18 protein-coding genes and 1 tRNA gene are annotated in these 17,382 nt (G+C 60.7%); 10 read left to right on the top strand and 9 right to left on the bottom strand.

Going from position 1 to position 17,382, the window contains the following annotated elements:
* Positions 1–2 precede the first annotated feature (2 nt).
* Entirely contained in the window at positions 3–869 is an 867-nt protein-coding gene (locus FHX14_RS04030; protein WP_184376378.1) for an endonuclease/exonuclease/phosphatase family protein, read from the top strand.
* Between the two features lie 92 nt (positions 870–961).
* Here FHX14_RS04030 and FHX14_RS04035 read toward each other — a convergent pair whose 3' ends face one another.
* The 4 genes from FHX14_RS04035 to rplU all read right to left on the bottom strand — a co-directional run bounded on the left by FHX14_RS04035 (position 962) and on the right by rplU (position 2,948).
* The gene (locus FHX14_RS04035) at positions 962–1,549 is read right to left on the bottom strand and encodes a GNAT family N-acetyltransferase (protein WP_184376379.1); all 588 of its coding nucleotides are present in this window, start codon (positions 1,547–1,549) and stop codon (positions 962–964) included.
* Positions 1,546–2,202, bottom strand: a complete 657-nt coding sequence (locus FHX14_RS04040) for a GNAT family protein (RefSeq protein ID WP_184376380.1) — start codon at positions 2,200–2,202, stop codon at positions 1,546–1,548. Before FHX14_RS04040 ends, FHX14_RS04035 begins: the two co-directional genes overlap by 4 nt.
* Positions 2,203–2,327: 125 nt before the next feature.
* Positions 2,328–2,597 (bottom strand): 50S ribosomal protein L27, encoded by a 270-nt coding sequence (rpmA, locus tag FHX14_RS04045; protein WP_003543909.1) that lies wholly within the window; start codon positions 2,595–2,597, stop codon positions 2,328–2,330.
* A gap of 33 nt (positions 2,598–2,630) precedes the next feature.
* Complete coding sequence (rplU, locus tag FHX14_RS04050) at positions 2,631–2,948, bottom strand: 50S ribosomal protein L21 (protein ID WP_003543907.1); 318 nt, start codon at positions 2,946–2,948, stop codon at positions 2,631–2,633.
* 304 nt (positions 2,949–3,252) lie between these two features.
* Here rplU and FHX14_RS04055 point away from each other — a divergent pair.
* Positions 3,253–3,342: transfer RNA gene (locus FHX14_RS04055), tRNA-Ser, on the top strand.
* 53 nt (positions 3,343–3,395) lie between these two features.
* Here FHX14_RS04055 and FHX14_RS04060 read toward each other — a convergent pair.
* Both FHX14_RS04060 and FHX14_RS04065 read right to left on the bottom strand, forming a co-directional pair.
* Positions 3,396–3,956 carry a thioredoxin domain-containing protein gene (locus FHX14_RS04060; protein WP_179611945.1) on the bottom strand — a complete coding sequence of 187 codons (561 nt, stop codon included), beginning with the start codon at positions 3,954–3,956 and terminating at the stop codon, positions 3,396–3,398.
* 32 nt (positions 3,957–3,988) lie between these two features.
* Positions 3,989–5,419, bottom strand: a complete 1,431-nt coding sequence (locus FHX14_RS04065; protein WP_184376381.1) for a DUF6880 family protein — start codon at positions 5,417–5,419, stop codon at positions 3,989–3,991.
* Between the two features lie 243 nt (positions 5,420–5,662).
* On the opposite strand from FHX14_RS04065, the gene FHX14_RS04070 reads away from it, so the two are divergent.
* Positions 5,663–5,917 carry a DUF2934 domain-containing protein gene (locus FHX14_RS04070; RefSeq protein ID WP_003589609.1) on the top strand — a complete coding sequence of 85 codons (255 nt, stop codon included), beginning with the start codon at positions 5,663–5,665 and terminating at the stop codon, positions 5,915–5,917.
* Between the two features lie 22 nt (positions 5,918–5,939).
* Here the strand turns inward: FHX14_RS04070 and FHX14_RS04075 are convergent, their stop codons facing one another.
* Both FHX14_RS04075 and FHX14_RS04080 read right to left on the bottom strand, forming a co-directional pair.
* Positions 5,940–6,506 (bottom strand): GNAT family N-acetyltransferase, encoded by a 567-nt coding sequence (locus FHX14_RS04075; RefSeq protein WP_184376382.1) that lies wholly within the window; start codon positions 6,504–6,506, stop codon positions 5,940–5,942.
* Positions 6,507–6,570: 64 nt separating this feature from the next.
* Complete coding sequence (locus tag FHX14_RS04080) at positions 6,571–7,215, bottom strand: ThuA domain-containing protein (protein ID WP_184376383.1); 645 nt, start codon at positions 7,213–7,215, stop codon at positions 6,571–6,573.
* A gap of 225 nt (positions 7,216–7,440) precedes the next feature.
* On the opposite strand from FHX14_RS04080, the gene galE reads away from it, so the two are divergent.
* Positions 7,441–8,424, top strand: coding sequence for a UDP-glucose 4-epimerase GalE (galE, locus tag FHX14_RS04085; protein WP_184376384.1), 984 nt, complete (start codon positions 7,441–7,443; stop codon positions 8,422–8,424).
* Positions 8,402–9,961 carry an alkaline phosphatase family protein gene (locus tag FHX14_RS04090; RefSeq protein WP_184376385.1) on the top strand — a complete coding sequence of 520 codons (1,560 nt, stop codon included), beginning with the start codon at positions 8,402–8,404 and terminating at the stop codon, positions 9,959–9,961. Before galE ends, FHX14_RS04090 begins: the two co-directional genes overlap by 23 nt.
* 5 nt (positions 9,962–9,966) lie before the next feature.
* Here the strand turns inward: FHX14_RS04090 and FHX14_RS04095 are convergent, their stop codons facing one another.
* Positions 9,967–10,464, bottom strand: coding sequence for a DUF1993 domain-containing protein (locus FHX14_RS04095; protein WP_184376386.1), 498 nt, complete (start codon positions 10,462–10,464; stop codon positions 9,967–9,969).
* 373 nt (positions 10,465–10,837) lie between these two features.
* On the opposite strand from FHX14_RS04095, the gene FHX14_RS04100 reads away from it, so the two are divergent.
* The 5 genes from FHX14_RS04100 (at position 10,838) to FHX14_RS04120 (ending at position 17,371) form a co-directional block, all read left to right on the top strand.
* Complete coding sequence (locus tag FHX14_RS04100; RefSeq protein WP_183692477.1) at positions 10,838–11,767, top strand: sugar ABC transporter substrate-binding protein; 930 nt, start codon at positions 10,838–10,840, stop codon at positions 11,765–11,767.
* A gap of 64 nt (positions 11,768–11,831) precedes the next feature.
* On the top strand, positions 11,832–13,373 hold the full coding sequence (locus FHX14_RS04105; protein WP_184376387.1) for a sugar ABC transporter ATP-binding protein: 1,542 nt from the start codon (positions 11,832–11,834) through the stop codon (positions 13,371–13,373).
* Positions 13,374–13,407: 34 nt separating this feature from the next.
* Positions 13,408–14,433, top strand: coding sequence for an ABC transporter permease (locus FHX14_RS04110; protein WP_003583093.1), 1,026 nt, complete (start codon positions 13,408–13,410; stop codon positions 14,431–14,433).
* Between the two features lie 137 nt (positions 14,434–14,570).
* Complete coding sequence (locus FHX14_RS04115) at positions 14,571–15,629, top strand: dipeptidase (protein WP_184376388.1); 1,059 nt, start codon at positions 14,571–14,573, stop codon at positions 15,627–15,629.
* Between the two features lie 98 nt (positions 15,630–15,727).
* On the top strand, positions 15,728–17,371 hold the full coding sequence (locus FHX14_RS04120) for an ABC transporter substrate-binding protein (RefSeq protein WP_184376389.1): 1,644 nt from the start codon (positions 15,728–15,730) through the stop codon (positions 17,369–17,371).
* The last annotated feature ends 11 nt before the right edge of the window (positions 17,372–17,382 follow it).

The raw sequence follows: 17,382 nt of genomic DNA on the forward strand, positions 1-17,382 counted from the left end.
TCGTGAATTTAGCGAGCTATAACATACAGTACGGCTTCGGTCTCGACGGCAGATACGATCTCGCGCGCATTGCGCGGAGCCTCGAGGGCGCCGATGTCATCGCGCTGCAGGAGGTGACCCGCGGCTTCTCGCGCAACGGTTTTGCCGACATGGCGGCCGAGCTCGCAGCCTTCTTTCCCGACTATTTCTGGGTGTATGGGCCGGCCTGCGATATCCATGTCGAGGCTGATGGCGGCGGCCGTCAGCCGCTGCGGGGCACCCGCTTCCAGTTCGGCAATATGGTGCTGTCGCGCTGGCCGATCCTTTCGACCCGGACGCTGCTTCTGCCGCGCAGCCGCACGATCGGCAAGATCAACCTGCAGCGCGGCGCAACCGAGGCGGTGATCGCGGTGCCGGGCGGGGCGATCCGCGTCTATTCCGTTCATCTCGACCACGTCTCTCCCGACGAACGCATCCGCCAGCTGCAATTTTTGAACGCGCATATCAATGCTTTCGTCCAGGAGGGCGGGTCGCTGACGGGGGGTAGCGAATTCGATCTGCCCGAGCCGCCGCTGCCGGAGGATTACGTCATCCTGGGGGATTTCAACATGGAGCCGGAATCGCCGGAATATTGCGCGCTTGCCGGTGCCGGCGGCGGATATTACGGCCGGGTCGCCAGGATCGGCACGCCGGTCGACGCCTTTGCGGCGCTCGAAGCCTATGGCCCGGGCAGCTACAGCTGGATGAATCCCGACGATCACGGCGAACGCATGCATCTCGATTATTGCTTCGTCAGTTGCGGCCTTGTGAGCCGGTTGCAATCCGCCCGGATCGATACGCAATCCGTCGGCTCCGATCATTTCCCGCTATGGGTGGAGATCGGCAATTGACGGAGACGCCGCCGCGGGCGGCGGCATCTCCTTTCTTGGTATGAGCATGATGTTATCCGAAAACCGCTCACACTTTTCGGCATCATGCTCTGTTACGCCACCTTGCGCGGCTGCAGCATGCCCGGCTGCAGCACGGTTTCGATGTGCGAGACCATGGTGTTGCGGGCGAAACAATAGATTTCGCCGCAGCCCACCATGCGGAAACCGAGCTTCTCCTGCAATCTGAGCGATGCCGGATTGTCGGCGAAGACGCCGGAATGGATCGGCGTCTCCGGCATGCGGCGCGAAAAGCGCTCGATAATTCCAGCCACCGCCTCGCTCATATAGCCGCGACGCCAGTAGTAGCGGTTCAGCCAGTAGCCGAGGTGCCAGCGGCCGTGGCGGAGCTCGATCGAGACGTTGCCGATATGGACATCGTCCTTACCGGTGATCGCTAAGGGCCAGTCCGGCAGGGCGCCCGAGGTGACCGGGACCAGCCAGTCCAGCGCATCCTGCCGGTCGAACGGCGAGGGCACGCGGGACAGCATGCGCGTGACGGCGAAATCGGAAAGCGATTCCGCAATGTCAGGCGCATCGCTCAGCCTGTGGGGGCGGAGCGTCAGCCGGGCGGTCGAGATGACCGGCGCGGGGCCTGGAATCATCGCCTTGGTTTCCGGCCTTTGCAGCGCGGTCGTGCTCATGCGATGTTCCCCCAGCTTCTGAGCGACATCCAGGTCTTGCGGTCGAGCCTGTACCATTCCACCGGCACGTTGCTGCCGAGCGCCAGCGAGGCGGCGAGCCCCGATCCCTGGAACTGGAAACCGCACTTCTGGATGACGCGGCGCGAGGCGACGTTCATCACCCGGCAACGGGCGTCGATCTGATCGACGTCCTGGCGGGTCCTGAACACCATATCGACCAGGGCATGGCAGGCCTCGGTGGTATAACCCTTGTTCCAATAGGGTTCGCCCAGCCAGTAACCGATCTCGACGGTCCTGCCGTCGGCATGCGGCTCCACACCGCAGCAGCCGATAAAGGCGCCGTTTTCGGCTTTGGTGATCGCATAGACGCACTTGCCAATCTCGCCTTTTTTCGTGCGAAGCACGAAGTCGGCAGCATCATCGGCGGTATAAGGGTGCGGCATACGCGATACCATGGTGGCGACTTTGGCGTTATTGGCGAGATGGGCAAGGGCGTCGATGTCTTCTTCGTGAGGCGCGCGCATGACGAGCCTTTCCGATAACAAGACAGGGCAATCGGTCCTTAACCGCTCCGGCCTCAGCCGTTCTTCGGAAGACACCTGGCCTTCCCGGGGCGACCGTGATTGGTCAACCCTTAACAATTCGCCTTGCATGTTCAGTCCTCCTGTTTGGACAAAGAAAAAGGGGAGATGGCGCCCCATCTCCCCTGTTTTCTGGACTGAACCTGATACGGACAGCCGGGTCGATGAGACGCCGGCTGTTTTTGAGCGCTACCGGCTTATTCCGCTGCTTCCGCTTTCGGCATGACAGACACGTAGACGCGACCGTTGGCCTTCGTTCGGTAGTTCACATTGCCGGCGGTAAGCGCAAAAATCGTGTGATCCTTGCCGAGGCCGACGTTGGAACCCGGATGCCACTCAGTGCCGCGCTGACGCACGATGATGTTGCCTGCGATGACGGCTTCGCCGCCGAACTTCTTCACGCCAAGGCGCTTGGACTGAGAATCGCGACCGTTGCGCGATGAACCGCCAGCTTTTTTGTGTGCCATTGGAGTTCTCCTTTAAACCCTGTCCCGTTGATCTTACTTGGCAGCCACGATGTCCGTGATACGGACGACCGTGTGATGCTGACGATGGCCGCGCGAACGCTTCGAATTCTGACGGCGGCGCTTCTTGAAGGCGATGACCTTCTTGCCGCGGTTCTGTTCGACGACTTCTGCCTTGACAGAGGCGCCGGTGACGAAGGGCGCACCGATCGCAGCGTCGGCGCCTTCGCCGATCACGAGCACTTCGGTGAATTCAATGGAATCGCCAGCGGTGGCTTCCAGCTTTTCGATGGTCAGCACGTCGTTGGCTGCCACACGGTACTGTTTACCGCCGGTCTTGATGACTGCGAACATTTTTTATCCTTTCATGTTCGTTCCAGCTCTCCCCGCTGCTTCAGCAGGGCGGCCGTCTTTTTATCAGTCGAAGTTAAGCAGGGATTTCAGAGGCTAATCCTCGAATTCGTCCTGCCGGTGAAGCCCCGCGCGAGCGCGGGACGGCTAAGGCACGGATTACTCCGAACCTAGTGCGCAGCCGAGATACGCGAGTGACAAAAAAGTGTCAAGGCAAAAGGATGGAATGCTTCGACTTTTCGGCTTGCCAACCTGTCATAGGCCCGTTATGAGAACGCCCGCGCCGAACAAGCGCCGACCAGACCGCGGAGAGGTGGCAGAGTGGTCGAATGCACCGCACTCGAAATGCGGCATACCTGCAAGGGTATCGTGGGTTCAAATCCCACCCTCTCCGCCATAAGCTTCCGGGGCGCCAGCGATTGCGATTTTAGCCCGTCAACATAGCCGGCGTCAGTGCCCCAGCACCTTCTTCACCCAGGCCGCAACCTCATCGCCGCTGCCCATATCCGATTGCACCAGCCCGTCGATCATAAAGGTCGGCGAGACGTGGATGCCGTTTTGCCGGGCATATTTGCAGTGCCATTTGATCTCCCGGTCGAGATCCGGGATAGCGAAGGCGTCCTTCAGCGACACACCGCTATAGCCTTCCAGGCGCTCGATGATCTGGTTCGGCGTCACATCCATGTTCGGCCCGCCGGCATGGTGCTCGAACTCGAACTCCTCCCGATGCGCGGCGATGGCGGCCATGACCTTCTTTGCCGTCTCCTTGCCGCCTGCCAGCGTCGAGGCCGCGATGATGCAGCGGACGAGGACGCCGGAATACATGTGCCAGGGCTGTGACTGCAGACGGATCTTTATGGTGATCTTGTCTCTGCCTGTTTGATCGAGAAGGGCGTCGAGCTTGCCGAACGCCCTGACCGAGTAAGGGCAGGTCGGCTCGAGGAAGGCCTCGAAGATGCGCGGGCCGTTGCCCCAAGTCAGCGGATCGGCGTGCCAGGAAGTTCCGGTCATGGTGATGTCCTTTTCGTTGGGGGCTGTTCTGCCTAACGCAGCAGGCTCCAGAAGCCATGCTTATTTCCATGTTGGCGCTTCAGCTCGGCAACATAGGCGTCGTGAGGCCGGGCGCTGCCGAAATCGTCGATATGAGGCGCGAGCGATGCGCATTCCGCCAGGTGGCGCGCGGCATGCCTGTAACGGCTGGATCGGCCGTAATCGAGGGCGAAGCCGATCATCGAGCGTAACAAGATTGTTGCCGCGAGCGGGTGTTTCTCCTGCAGCATTTCGGCGCCCGACGTCATCAGTTCGTAGAGATTGCCGTCCAGTTCCGCCTGGCGCTTGAAGATGAGTTTCGCGGCTTCGGCCGATAAGGGCCAGGCAAGGAAAAAGGCAAGGGCTCGATGAACATCCGGAAAGCCGTGCGCGAAGGCGAATGCTTTTTCCTCGGCTTCGATGTCGTCGAAGTCGGCGAGTTTTCGCAGGAAAGCGCGAAGGTGCTCCCCGTTCAGCGACTGCTCGAAACATTGCCATTGATAGGCCTGCGCTTCCTCCCCCCGTCCGAGCGCTTCGAGCACTTCGACGCGGGCTTCCTGCCATTCAAAAGGCATTTCGAACCGGTGATCAACGCCGTCCAAAATCCTCAATGCTTCCTCGGCGCGTCCAGCCAGGAGCAAGCGGTCGGAAATCGCGATCGCGACCATCGGCATCCTTAAGGTCTCTTCCGGCTGCTGGGCGATGAAGGCATCAGCATCATCCTGGGCATCGGCAATGTCCTGCAGAGCGATGCGCGCCCTTTGTTGCCGATGCCTGGCATAGATCTCGTCCAGGTAGGTCGTTCCGCCGCCGCCCCAGTCGAGAGTTTCCCGGTCGGCGTCGGCAGACTCCTTCTCCTCTTCGTTCAACCATTGCACCAGGAGACCCTTCAAACGTTCCAGGCCGTCCTTACCAAGCACCGGAACCATCTCGGCGATCAGCGGGTCATATTGGCCGTGGTCGTTATCCTGCAACGCTGTGAAAACCTTGTCGGCAAGGACATCGATATCGATCCCCGCCGACCTGGCGATGACGGCGGCATCGGCGCATGCCTGATGGAACGTCTCGGTGAAGGCGATGTCGTTGCTGTTGGATCGGTGGAATATCGAATCGGCAACGGTAAGGAATTGCCAGATGAGATCGAACGCTTCCTTCGGATCATCGGCGGCCACGACGGTGACGATCGCGGATCGCTGCGTTTCGAGGTCCGCGTTGATCTTCTTCACCTTGTGCCATTCGATGACGGTTCGTGCCCGCGCGATGCTGGCGAGACGCTTGCGGATCTCACGAGCCACTTCCGCACTGCCTTGATCGCCGGCCAGCTCCATGCGAAGCCGCCGTTTGTGGGCAGCGCTGCCCGTGCTGATCTCGATCAGCAGTTCGGCGAGACGCTGCGCGCCGAGGGTTTCCAGGTTTTTCGCGTTGAGAGTTGTCTTTGCTGCCATGGACCGTCGCTATCGTTTCAGACCGACAGTATCTCGGTGCTCACGTCAATCCAAGATGCTAAGCGCGGCGGCGGTAAAGCAGCGCTTCTACCGCGAATTCGTATGACTTTATCGGCGGTTAGTCTCGCCGAATCATGGACGTTAGCTAAAAAATAACGCTGCCTCGTAACGACTCCTAAAGCCCGCTTTGGCACCTTGTTGCCTATCGATATTTGCTTCCAAATTTTTCCGCTGGGGTTTGTCATGAGTCATAATAAAGACGCCTGGGTCAGCCAGCGCGCCTATTCGCTATGGGAATCGGAAGGCAGGCCGGATGGGCGCGGGGAAAGCCATTGGGCGCAGGCGCTGAGGGAGTTCGAGCAGTTGGAGCTGACGAAGGCCTCGCCCGATGGAAACGATCTCATCGCGAAGCTGAAGGCGGCCGGGCGGCTGATGCGGGTCTATGACGAGGCGGCTCCCGGCGTCGACGACGACCGGCAATTAAAGGCGGCCCGTTAGGCGCCGGCCGCTCCCCGAATATTCAGCGGCATTCCAGGCGGACGATCCGTCTTGTGGGCAGGCGTCTTGCCACTTCGACGAAACCCTCATCAAGAAATATGGCGAGCGTTCCCGGGTAGAGGCCGCCCACTCTTGATGGGCGAATCTGGTCGACGGGGTATGCCTCGAGACATTCGGCGCCGTTTGCCCTTGCATATTCGACGGCATGTTTCAGGAGAAGGCGCGACAGGCCCTGCCGCCGAAACGGTTTGCGGACGACGAAGCAATTGATCGACCAGACGGGCCTGTCGTCGACCGGGGCAAAGGGTTTCGAGCGGTGCAGCCGGTCGAAGACGATGCGCGGCGCCACGCCGCACCATCCGGCCGGCTCGTTCTCGTGAATGGCGAGAATGCCCGGCGGGCGCGGCTGGGCGACAAGGCCTCGAAACCAGCTGCGATTTCCTTCGCCCCATCCGGCCTTGTAGTCGGCATTCGGAGGATACCAGTAGGCGCAGCGGCAATTGCGGGCGTCGGCGCAATCATCGAAAACCGCTTCGATATCGGCCAGGCGATCGGCTGTGGCGGGGACGAATGAGAAACGGTCCTGCATGCCGGCAAATTATGGTGCGGGCGGTCGGTCGGCAAGCGGCCGCTTTTTACGGCCCTTCCCAAATCTACTGGCGGGCGGCCCAGCTGAGGCCACGGCGCAGGATGAGCGGCATGTAGGGATGGTCGAATTCGGCGGCGACATGGCCGAGCGCGGAATAGAAGATGCGGCCGGCGCCGAAATGGCGCTTGAAGACGACCGGCATCACGACATTGCGGGCAGCAGGATCGTAAGCGCCGGTAAAGGTCGTGGTCGCCAGGATTTCGACAGTCGGGTCATAATGCAGATAATATTGCTCCGACCGGTAGTCGAAGTCGGGAATGCCCTCCATGACGGGATCGTCCTGGCGGGTGACGGCGACGCGGAAGTCGATGATGTTGCCGGGATGAGCAACCCAGGTGACGCCAGAGACATAGCGGAAAGGCGCGCTTTCCTTGAAGGAGGTGGCGAGCGCGCCGTGATGGCCGGCAAGCCCCAGCCCGCCGCGCACCGCTTCGACCAAGGCGCTCGCATGGGGTTTTTCCAGCGTTTCGCCGGTGATGATCGGCACCAGCAAGTCGGCTTTCGCGAGCGTCGGCGATCCGAATATGCCGAGATCGCCGGTGATCTCGACCGTAAAACCGTCCTCGCGCAGGAGGTCGGCGACGATATGAGCGCATTGCTCCGGCTCATGGCCTTGCCAGCCGCCCCAAACGACCAAAGCCTTCCTCATTCGCGCGCTCCCTGGCTGCCACATGGTGGTAAAGCCCCTTAAAACGGGCGGTTATGCAAATCACGCGAATAATTCACCGATCGCCGATCCGGCACAATTCGCACGCGGCCGGAGCAGTTCGGCGTTTGACGTATTGACCGTTCGCGCCTATCGCAATTCCTTCTTTTTATTGACGTGTATCTCGTCTAGGTTTCTTTCATCTCTCGCTAATAATAAGGGTGGTGCATGGCAGGTGAAACGGTTCTTGTCGTCGGCGGCGCTGGTTATATCGGCTCGCATACGTGTCTCGACCTGGCGAACAAGGGCTACAAGCCTGTCGTCTTCGACAATTTTTCGAACGGCCATCGCGAGTTCGTCAAATGGGGACCGGCCGAGGAAGGCGATATTCGCGACCGCGCTCGGCTGGACGAGGTGCTGGCCAAACACAAGCCGGCGGCGATCCTGCATTTCGCGGCGCTGATCGAGGTCGGCGAATCGGTCAAGGATCCGGTTTCCTTCTATGAGAACAATGTCATCGGCACGTTGACGCTGCTGTCGGCGGCGCAGGCGGCCGGCATCAACGCCTTCGTCTTCTCCTCCACCTGCGCCACCTACGGGCTGCCGCAGAGCGTGCCGCTCGACGAGACGCACCGGCAGGTGCCGATCAACCCCTATGGGCGGACGAAATATATCGTCGAACAGGCGCTCGCCGATTACGACCAGTACAGGAGCCTGCGCTCGGTGGTGCTGCGTTATTTCAATGCGGCGGGTGCCGATTTCGAAGGCCGGATCGGCGAATGGCACCAGCCGGAAACGCATGCGATCCCGCTGGCGATCGACGCGGCACTCGGCCGCCGCCAGGGCTTCAAGGTGTTCGGCAGCGATTACGAGACCCGCGACGGCACCTGCGTGCGCGACTATATCCATGTGCTGGATCTTGCCGATGCGCATGTGCGCGCCGTCGAATATCTGTTGAAGGGCGGCGATTCCGTCGCGCTCAACCTCGGTACCGGCACCGGCACGACGGTCAAGGAATTGCTCAGGGCGATCGAGGATGTGTCGAACCGGCCTTTCCCGGTCGAATATATCGGCCGGCGCGAAGGCGATTCGCATACGCTCGTCGCCAATAACGACAAGGCGCGCGATGTGCTCGGCTGGGTGCCGCAGTATGATCTCTCCCAGATCATCCGCTCCGCCTGGGACTGGCATGCAAAATCCAACCAGCATTGAGCCCAGAATTGAGAAGGGCCGCCGGCCGAACATCCTGCTGATCACGGCGGATCAGTGGCGCGGTGATTGCCTGTCTTCTGCCGGTCATGCTTGCGTGAAAACACCGAATGTCGATGCCTTGGCGCGCCAGGGAACGCTCTTTCGGCGGCACTATGCCGGGGCGGCCCCCTGCTCGCCGGCGCGGGCCACGCTCTATACCGGCCTCTATCAGATGAACCACCGCGTCTGCCGCAACGGTTCGCCGCTCGATGCCCGCTTCGACAATCTGGCGCTGGCCGCCCGGCGGGCAGGATACGATCCGACGCTGTTCGGCTATACCGACACGGCCCCCGATCCGCGCGGCATGGATGCCAATGATCCACATCTGACGACCTATGAAGGCGTGCTGCCGGGCTTTACCGCACGCCAGCTTCTGCCCGAGCATGAAAAACAATGGCTCTCCTGGCTCAGGTCCCGCGGTCATGCAGATGCCGTCAGCCGCGACATCCATATTCCCGTCGGCGCTGAAGCCGGCGACATTTCCGACGCGGCGCCGGCCTATTCCAGCGATGAGACCCAGACGGCTTTCCTGGCCGGCGAGTTCATCCGCTGGCTGGGCGAACAGGACAGGCCTTGGTTCGCGCATGTCTCGTTCCTGCGTCCGCACCCACCCTTTTCCGTGCCGGAGCCGTTCAACCGGATGTTCAGGCCGGGTGAGGGGCCAGCTTTTGCGCGTGCGGCGAACCGGGAAGCGGAAGAGGCAAGTCACCCCTATCTCGCTTTTGCCATGCCGCGCACCGGCAAGGGCGCCTTCATCCATGGCGCGACGGGGCCGCTCGGCGACTGGAACGGCGAGGATTTCGCCGCGATCCGGGCGATCTATTACGGCATGATCGCAGAGGTCGATGCCCAGCTCGGCCGGATCTGGCAGGCCCTGAAGGATGCCGGCGCCTGGGACAATACGCTTATTGTCTTCACTTCGGACCACGCCGAGATGGCCGGCGATCACTGGACGCTGGGGAAGGGCGGCTTTTTCGACGGCAGCTACCATATTCCGCTTGTCATTCGCGATCCGGCAAGCGGTGCCGCCGGCGGGATTGTCGATGGTTTCACCAGTGCTGCGGATATTTTTCCGACCCTTTGCGAAAGGCTCGACATCGAGGCGGAGAACGGGCTCGACGGCCGGTCGCTGATGCCATTCGTCAATGGCCGGAGCAGGCCGGATTGGCGGGATGCGGCATTCTGGGAGTTCGATTTCCGCGATATCGCCGGGGGCGAGACGGAGCGGTATTTCGGGCTCAAGTCCAACAAATGCAATCTCGCGGTGCTCCGCGATGCGCAGTTCAAATATGTGCATTTTGCCGCCTTGCCGCCGCTGCTCTTCAATCTCAGCGACGATCCGATGGAGCTCGACAATATCGCAGGCGATCCCGCCTATGCGGCGATCCGGCTCGGCTATGCCGAAAGACTGCTGTCGCTGAGGGCGCGGCATCTGGATCAGACGCTTGCCTATACCGAGCTGACGGAAAAAGGGCCGGTGACGCGCCGGCCCTCATAATTCGATCAGCCGAGATAATCGCGCTTGCCGATCGGCGCACCCTGGTTGCGCAGGATGGCGTGAGCTGTCGTGACGTGGAAATAGAAGTTCGGCAGGGCGAAGGTGGTGACATAGTCGGCGCCCGGAAGCACGATGCCGCTCTTGCCCGGCAGGGTGATTTCACGCGTTTCCGTGCCCTCCAGCGCTTCCTGGGAAAAGCCAGCGAGATAGGCTTCGGTTTTTGCCAGACGCTCGCGCAGCTCGTCGAACGTTTTTTCGTTGTCCTCGAACTTCGGGGCGTCGGTGGCGGTCAGCCTGGAGAGGGTGAATTTGGCGCTGTCGCTGGCGCGCTGATACTGGCCGGAGAGCGGCAGCATATCGGGCGCAAGGCGCGCAGCGACCAAGACCGCGGGATCGATATTCTTTTCCTTCGCATAGGCTTCCGCCTTGTCGAGGTAGGTTTTCAGGCTGGCGAGGCCGCGCTGGAACATCGGAACGGTGAGGCGATAGATCGAAATGGACATCTGTCCTGTCTCCAAAATCTTTAAATGACCGGCCGCGTCGAGGATATCGAAGACGCCTGCGGCCGCGGCTTTGTCTTCGAGCCCTCCATAGATGGAGGCGGCCTTGGTCTTTCACAACAGAGGCAATGCGGGCGCCGGTCGTGACCTTAGCGGCATTGCGCCTTTATCGCTATCTCGTCGCCGCTAAAGAGGCTTGACGTCGTTCCCAGAAAATGGAATGAATATTCCGAAGAACAAATTTTACGGTTTGTTTGTTCCGTTTTGCACGGAGCGCCGCAGGAGAGGCGGCGAGAAAATTGCGGCTTCAGGGCAAATGCCTGGAGCTCCGGCGTGAGGAGGGTGCAGCCGGGCACCATCTGTGGAGGAAGTGAAAATGAAAAAGTTTATCCTGGGCACTGCGATGGCGCTCGTCATGTCGACGGCCGCTCACGCAGAAACCGTCGGCGTTTCGATGGCGAAATTCGACGACAACTTTCTGACCGTTCTGCGCAACGGCATGACCGATTATGCCAAGACGCTGAGCGGCGTGACGCTGCAGGTCGAAGACGCGCAGAACGACGTTTCCAAGCAGCAGAGCCAGATCCAGAATTTCATCGCCTCGAAGGTCGATGCGATCATCGTCAACCCTGTCGATACCGATGCGACCACGGCAATGTCGAAGCTCGCCGCCGATGCCGGCATTCCGCTGGTTTACGTCAACCGCCAGCCGGTCAACGTCGACACGCTGCCGGACAAGCAGGCCTTCGTCGCATCCAACGAGCAGGAATCCGGCACGCTGGAAACCAAGGAAATTTGCCGCATTCTCGGCGGCAAGGGCAAGGCCGTCGTCATCATGGGCGAGCTGTCCAACCAGGCTGCGCGCATGCGCACCCAGGACGTCCATGACGTCGTCAAGACCGATGAATGCAAGGGCCTGCAGATCGTCGAAGAGCAGACCGCCAACTGGGATCGCACCCAGGGCGCCGACCTGATGACCAACTGGCTCTCCAGCGGCATCGAATTCGACGCCGTGATCTCCAACAACGACGAAATGGCGATCGGCGCCATCCAGGCGCTGAAGGCAGCCGGCAAGGATATGACCAAGGTCGTCGTCGGCGGTGTTGACGCCACGCAGGACGCGCTTGCCGCCATGCAGGCCGGCGATCTCGACGTTACCGTGTTCCAGGATGCCGCTGGCCAGGGCAAGGGCTCGCTCGATACGGCGCTGAAAATCGCCAAGGGCGAAAAGGTCGAGAAGAAGGTCTATATTCCCTTCCAGCTCGTTACGCCTGAAAACGTCAAGGACTTCGTCACCAAGAACTGAGGCGAACATCAAACCGGATGCGGGCTATTGCCCGCATCCTTTTCGCCTGTCCGGAGGAGATGATATGGCCGTCAGCCCGACAACCATGGCCGCCGTGCGTGCGAGCGGTGCAGTCCCGAATGCGGAATATCTGTTGAGCGCCGAAGGCGTTCGCAAGGAATTTCCCGGTGTCGTCGCCCTCGACGACGTGCAGTTCCGGCTGAAGCGCGCCTCGGTGCATGCGCTGATGGGCGAAAACGGCGCCGGCAAATCGACGCTGATGAAGATCCTCGCCGGCATCTATATACCCGACAAAGGCGATATCCGCCTGAAAGGCATCGAGATCCAGCTGAAATCTCCGCTCGACGCGCTGGAGAACGGCATTGCCATGATCCATCAGGAACTGAACCTGATGCCGTTCATGACGGTCGCCGAAAATATCTGGATCCGCCGCGAACCGAAGAACCGCTTCGGCTTCGTCGATCACGGCGTGATGCATCGCATGACCGAAGAGCTGTTTGCCCGGCTGAATATCGACATCGATCCCGATATCGAGGTTCGGTACCTGTCGGTCGCCAACCGGCAGATGGTCGAGATCGCCAAGGCGGTTTCCTATAATTCCGACGTGCTGATCATGGACGAGCCGACTTCGGCGCTGACGGAGCGCGAGGTCGAGCACCTCTTCCGCATCATCCGCGACCTGAGGGCCCAGGGCATCGGCATCGTCTACATCACCCACAAGATGAACGAGCTGTTCGAAATCGCCGACGAGTTCTCGGTCTTCCGCGACGGCCGTTATATCGGCACGCATGCCTCAACCGAGGTGACCCGCGACGACATCATCCGCATGATGGTCGGGCGCGAGATCACCCAGATGTTTCCGAAAGAAGAAGTGCCGATCGGCGAGGTGATGCTCTCGGTCAAGGATCTCTGTCTCAACGGCGTCTTCAAGGACGTCTCCTTCGAGGTAAGGGCGGGCGAGATCCTCGGCGTGGCCGGCCTTGTGGGGTCCGGGCGCTCGAACGTTGCCGAGACGCTTTTCGGCGTGACGCCGGCAAGCTCCGGCTCGATCGAGCTTTACGGCAAGCCGGTGACGATTTCTTCGCCGACCGAGGCCATCCGCCATCAAATGGCCTTCCTAACCGAGGACCGCAAGGACACCGGCTGTCTGCTGATCCTCGATATTCTCGAGAACATGCAGATCGCCGTTCTGCAGGACAGATATGTCAAGGGCGGCTTCGTGCAGCAGGGCGCCATCGAGGCGACCTGCGAAGACATGGCAAAAAAGCTGCGGGTGAAGACGCCCAATCTCTACGAGCGGGTGGAAAATCTTTCCGGCGGCAATCAGCAGAAGGTGCTGATCGGGCGCTGGCTGCTCACCAATCCGCGGATCCTCATCCTCGACGAGCCGACGCGCGGCATCGATGTCGGCGCCAAGGCGGAAATCCACCGGCTGGTCACCGACATGGCGCGAAACGGCGTGGCTGTGATCATGATCTCGTCCGAGATGCCCGAGGTGCTCGGGATGAGCGACCGCATCATGGTCATGCATGAGGGGCGCGTGACCGGTTTCCTCAATCGCGATGAAGCAACGCAGATCAAGGTGATGGAGCTGGCTGCGCAGTGATGCGCCGTCGGCGATCGCCCAAGGGAGGTTTGACATGAGTACCAAGGCAGCAGAGGGCGCGGCTCCGCTCGCAACCCGGCAAAGGCGGCGGCGTTTACCGACCGAGCTCAGCATTTTCCTCGTGCTCGTCGGCATCGCGCTCATCTATGAAGTGCTCGGCTGGATGTTCATCGGCCAAAGCTTCCTGATGAATTCGCAGCGCCTGACGATCATGATCCTGCAGGTTTCCGTCATCGGCATCATCGCCGTCGGCGTCACCCAGGTCATCATCACCGGCGGCATCGATCTTTCCTCGGGCTCGGTCGTCGGCATGACGGCGATGATCGCGACAAGCTTCGCCCAGTCGTCGACCTGGGGACGGGCGGTCTTTCCCTCGCTGACCGACCTGCCGGCTGTCGTGCCGATCATGGTCGGCCTGCTGATCGGGGCGGCGGCTGGTCTCGCGAACGGTGCGCTTATCGCTTACACGAAAATCCCGCCATTCATCGCAACGCTCGGCATGTTCGTTTCGGCCCGCGGTGTGGCGAAGTGGTATACGAAGGGACAGCCGGTTTCCGGGATCACCGAGCAGTTTCATTTCATCGGAACCAAAGCCTGGCCGGTCGTCGTCTTCCTGGTCGTTGCGCTGATCTTTCATATTGCGCTGCGCTACACCCGTTATGGCAAGTTCACCTACGCCATCGGCGCCAATCCGCAGGCCGCCCGCGTTTCCGGCATCAACATCGAGGCGCATCTCGTCAAGGTCTATGTGATCGCCGGATTGCTCGCCGGCCTTGCCGGGATCGTCACGGCCGCACGTGCGGAAACCGCGCAGGCCAGCATGGGCGTCGGATATGAACTCGATGCGATCGCCGCGACCGTCATCGGCGGCACTTCGCTCACCGGCGGCGTCGGGCGCATCACCGGCACCGTCATCGGCACCATCATCCTCGGCGTCATGACCTCGGGCTTCACCTTCCTCAGGATCGACGCCTATTACCAGGAGATCGTCAAAGGTCTGATCATCGTCGCGGCTGTGGTCATCGACGTCTACCGCCAGAAGAAGCGCCGCAAGCACTGATCTTTGTCATCCGATGATTTTGGCGGGGGCTTCGGCCCCCGTTTCATTTTGACGATGACGGATTTCTAAAAAAGAGGTGGCGAATTCCGTCAGCTTTTCTATTCTGGTCTTCCCGCTCGGGCAGCGCAGGAAGACAGATGCAATTCGTATTTGACGGTCACAACGACGTTCTCCTTCGACTCTGGACACATTCAAAAGACGGCAGCGATCCGATCGCGGAATTTGCAGACGGCACGACGGTCGGGCATATCGATGCGCGCCGGGCCAGGGAGGGCGGCCTTTCGGGCGGTCTTTGCGCCATCTACATTCCCTCCGGCGATCTAGTCTTTGCCGATCCGGATGCCGATGGCCGTTATATCACGCCGATGGCGGCGCCTCTCGATCCGCTGCCGTCCCTTGCCATCGCCACTGAAATGGCGGCGATCGCGTTGCGGCTCGACCAGGCCGGCGCCTGGCGCCTCTGCCGGACGGTGATGGATATTCGCGGCGCCATGGCGGACGATATTTTTGCCGCCGTCCTGCATATGGAAGGCTGCGAGGCGATCGGCGCCGATCTTGCGGCGCTCGAAGTCTTCTACGCAGCCGGGTTGCGGTCGCTCGGGCCGGTCTGGAGCCGGCACAATGTCTTCGGTTACGGCGTGCCCTTCGCCTTTCCGATGTCGCCGGACACGGCACCCGGCCTCACCGATGCCGGTTTCGCGCTGGTCAGGGAATGCAATCGCCTCGGTATCGTGATCGACCTTGCCCACATCACCGAGAAGGGCTTCTGGGACGTGGCGAAGACGACGGACCAGCCGCTGGTCTCCAGCCATTCCAATGCCCATGCGCTGACGCCGGTCGCGCGCAATCTGACCGACAGGCAGCTCGATGCGATCCGCGAAAGCCGCGGGCTCGTCGGCATCAATTATGCCACCGCCATGCTGCGTCCCGACGGCCGCTCGGACAGCGATACGCCGCTTGCCGACATGATCCGCCATATCGATTATCTGGTGAACCGAATCGGCATCGATTGCGTGGGCCTCGGATCGGACTTCGACGGGGCCACAATTCCTGAGGAAATCGGCGACGCCAGCGGCAATCAGAAGCTGATTGCCGCTCTCAGGGGGGTTGGTTATGGTGAGGCCGATCTCACGAAACTTGCCCGTGAAAATTGGCTTCGCATCCTCGCACAAGCCTGGCGGGAGGACGACGCCTAAAGCGTTGCGCCCTCTGGACGCGCCAGGAACGGACAATAGTTTTATAAGGCAGGACCGACAAAACGCTTCGTAATCAATCAAAACAGGGGGAACTGACCATGATGATAACTAAGCTTAGCCGCAATTTCCGCATGCTTTCCGCAGGCGCCGCTCTTTCGCTCCTGATGATGGCCGCACCCTCCGCCTTCGCCGAGACACCCAAGGATACGCTGGTCGAGGGCTTTGCCATCGACGACATCATTACGATGGATCCGGGCGAGGCGTTCGAGCTTTCGACCGCCGAAATCACCAGCAACAGCTACAGCCTGCTTGTCCGTCTCGACATGGACGACACGTCCAAGGTCAAGGGCGATCTGGCCGACAGCTGGAGCGTTTCCGACGACGGTCTGACCTATACGTTCAAGCTGAAGTCGGGCATGAAATTCGCCTCCGGCAACCCGATCACCGCCGAAGATGTCGCCTGGTCGTTCGAGCGCGCCGTCAAGCTCGACAAGAGCCCGGCCTTCATCCTCACCCAGTTCGGCCTGACCGGCGACAACGTCACCGAAAAGGCCAAGGCGGCCGATGCCGGCACCTTCGTCTTCACCGTCGACAAGGCCTATGCGCCGAGCTTCGTTCTCAACTGCCTGACGGCGACGGTTGCCTCCGTTGTCGACAAGAAACTGGTGATGGATCATGTGAAGGCGGTAACACCAGATGCCGAGCACAAATACGACAATGATTTCGGCAATGAATGGCTGAAGACCGGCTATGCCGGCTCCGGCGCCTTCAAGCTGCGGGAATGGCGCGCCAATGAAGTGGTCGTTCTGGAACGCAACGACAATTATTACGGCGACAAGGCAAAGCTCAACCGCGTCATCTATCGCTACATGAAGGAAAGCTCGGCCCAGCGGCTGGCGCTCGAAGCCGGGGATATCGACATCGCCCGCAACCTCGAGCCTGGCGACATCGACGCCGTTTCGAAGAATGCCGATCTCGCGACGACGAGTGCGCCGAAGGGCACGATCTATTATGTCAGCCTCAACAACAAGAACGAGAACCTGAAGAAGCCCGAGGTGCAGGAAGCCTTCAAATACCTGGTCGACTATGATGCGATCGGCGCGACCTTGATCAAGGGTATCGGCGAAATCCACCAGACCTTCCTGCCGAAGGGCCAACTCGGCGCGCTCGACGAAAATCCCTACAAGCTCGATGTCGCCAAGGCCAAGGAACTGCTGGCCAAGGCCGGCGTGCCCGATGGTTTCTCAATTACCATGGACGTGCGCAACAGCCAGCCGGTGACCGGTATCGCCGAATCCATGCAGCAGACGCTGGCGCAGGCCGGCGTGAAGATGGAAATCATTCCGGGCGATGGCAAGCAGACGCTGACGAAGTACCGCGCCCGTACTCACGACATGTATATCGGCCAGTGGGGCTCGGACTATTTCGACCCGAATTCCAACGCCGATACCTTTACCGGCAATCCCGACAATTCCGATGCCGGCACGGTGAAGACGCTTGCATGGCGTAATACCTGGGAAGCGCCGGAGCTCGACAAGGAAGCCAAGGCCGCACTTCTCGAACGCGATGCCGCCAAGCGCGCCGCCATATATCAGGATATCCAGAAGAAATACCTGGCAAACAGCCCCTTCGTCTTCATCTTCCAGCAGACCGAAGTGGCCGGTTACCGCAAGAACCTCAAGGACTTCAAGCTGGGTCCGAGCTTCGATACCAATTTCGTCGGTCCGATCGCCAAGGAATAGTCCGGCAGGAT

Origin of the sequence: Rhizobium sp. BK619 (genome assembly GCF_014195245.1) — a bacterium.
Lineage (GTDB): Bacteria > Pseudomonadota > Alphaproteobacteria > Rhizobiales > Rhizobiaceae > Rhizobium > Rhizobium acidisoli.

What these genes read in the sequence shown, in the direction of transcription:
- FHX14_RS04035 (WP_184376379.1), bottom strand. Translation starts at nt 1,549, where the DNA reads ATGAGCACGACCGCGCTGCAAAGGCCGGAAACCAAGGCGATGATTCCA.
- FHX14_RS04040 (WP_184376380.1), bottom strand. Translation starts at nt 2,202, where the DNA reads ATGCAAGGCGAATTGTTAAGGGTTGACCAATCACGGTCGCCCCGGGAA.
- rpmA (WP_003543909.1), bottom strand. Translation starts at nt 2,597, where the DNA reads ATGGCACACAAAAAAGCTGGCGGTTCATCGCGCAACGGTCGCGATTCT.
- rplU (WP_003543907.1), bottom strand. Translation starts at nt 2,948, where the DNA reads ATGTTCGCAGTCATCAAGACCGGCGGTAAACAGTACCGTGTGGCAGCC.
- FHX14_RS04060 (WP_179611945.1), bottom strand. Translation starts at nt 3,956, where the DNA reads ATGACCGGAACTTCCTGGCACGCCGATCCGCTGACTTGGGGCAACGGC.
- FHX14_RS04065 (WP_184376381.1), bottom strand. Translation starts at nt 5,419, where the DNA reads ATGGCAGCAAAGACAACTCTCAACGCGAAAAACCTGGAAACCCTCGGC.
- FHX14_RS04070 (WP_003589609.1), top strand. Translation starts at nt 5,663, where the DNA reads ATGAGTCATAATAAAGACGCCTGGGTCAGCCAGCGCGCCTATTCGCTA.
- FHX14_RS04075 (WP_184376382.1), bottom strand. Translation starts at nt 6,506, where the DNA reads ATGCAGGACCGTTTCTCATTCGTCCCCGCCACAGCCGATCGCCTGGCC.
- FHX14_RS04080 (WP_184376383.1), bottom strand. Translation starts at nt 7,215, where the DNA reads ATGAGGAAGGCTTTGGTCGTTTGGGGCGGCTGGCAAGGCCATGAGCCG.
- galE (WP_184376384.1), top strand. Translation starts at nt 7,441, where the DNA reads ATGGCAGGTGAAACGGTTCTTGTCGTCGGCGGCGCTGGTTATATCGGC.
- FHX14_RS04090 (WP_184376385.1), top strand. Translation starts at nt 8,402, where the DNA reads ATGCAAAATCCAACCAGCATTGAGCCCAGAATTGAGAAGGGCCGCCGG.
- FHX14_RS04095 (WP_184376386.1), bottom strand. Translation starts at nt 10,464, where the DNA reads ATGTCCATTTCGATCTATCGCCTCACCGTTCCGATGTTCCAGCGCGGC.
- FHX14_RS04100 (WP_183692477.1), top strand. Translation starts at nt 10,838, where the DNA reads ATGAAAAAGTTTATCCTGGGCACTGCGATGGCGCTCGTCATGTCGACG.
- FHX14_RS04105 (WP_184376387.1), top strand. Translation starts at nt 11,832, where the DNA reads ATGGCCGTCAGCCCGACAACCATGGCCGCCGTGCGTGCGAGCGGTGCA.
- FHX14_RS04110 (WP_003583093.1), top strand. Translation starts at nt 13,408, where the DNA reads ATGAGTACCAAGGCAGCAGAGGGCGCGGCTCCGCTCGCAACCCGGCAA.
- FHX14_RS04115 (WP_184376388.1), top strand. Translation starts at nt 14,571, where the DNA reads ATGCAATTCGTATTTGACGGTCACAACGACGTTCTCCTTCGACTCTGG.
- FHX14_RS04120 (WP_184376389.1), top strand. Translation starts at nt 15,728, where the DNA reads ATGATGATAACTAAGCTTAGCCGCAATTTCCGCATGCTTTCCGCAGGC.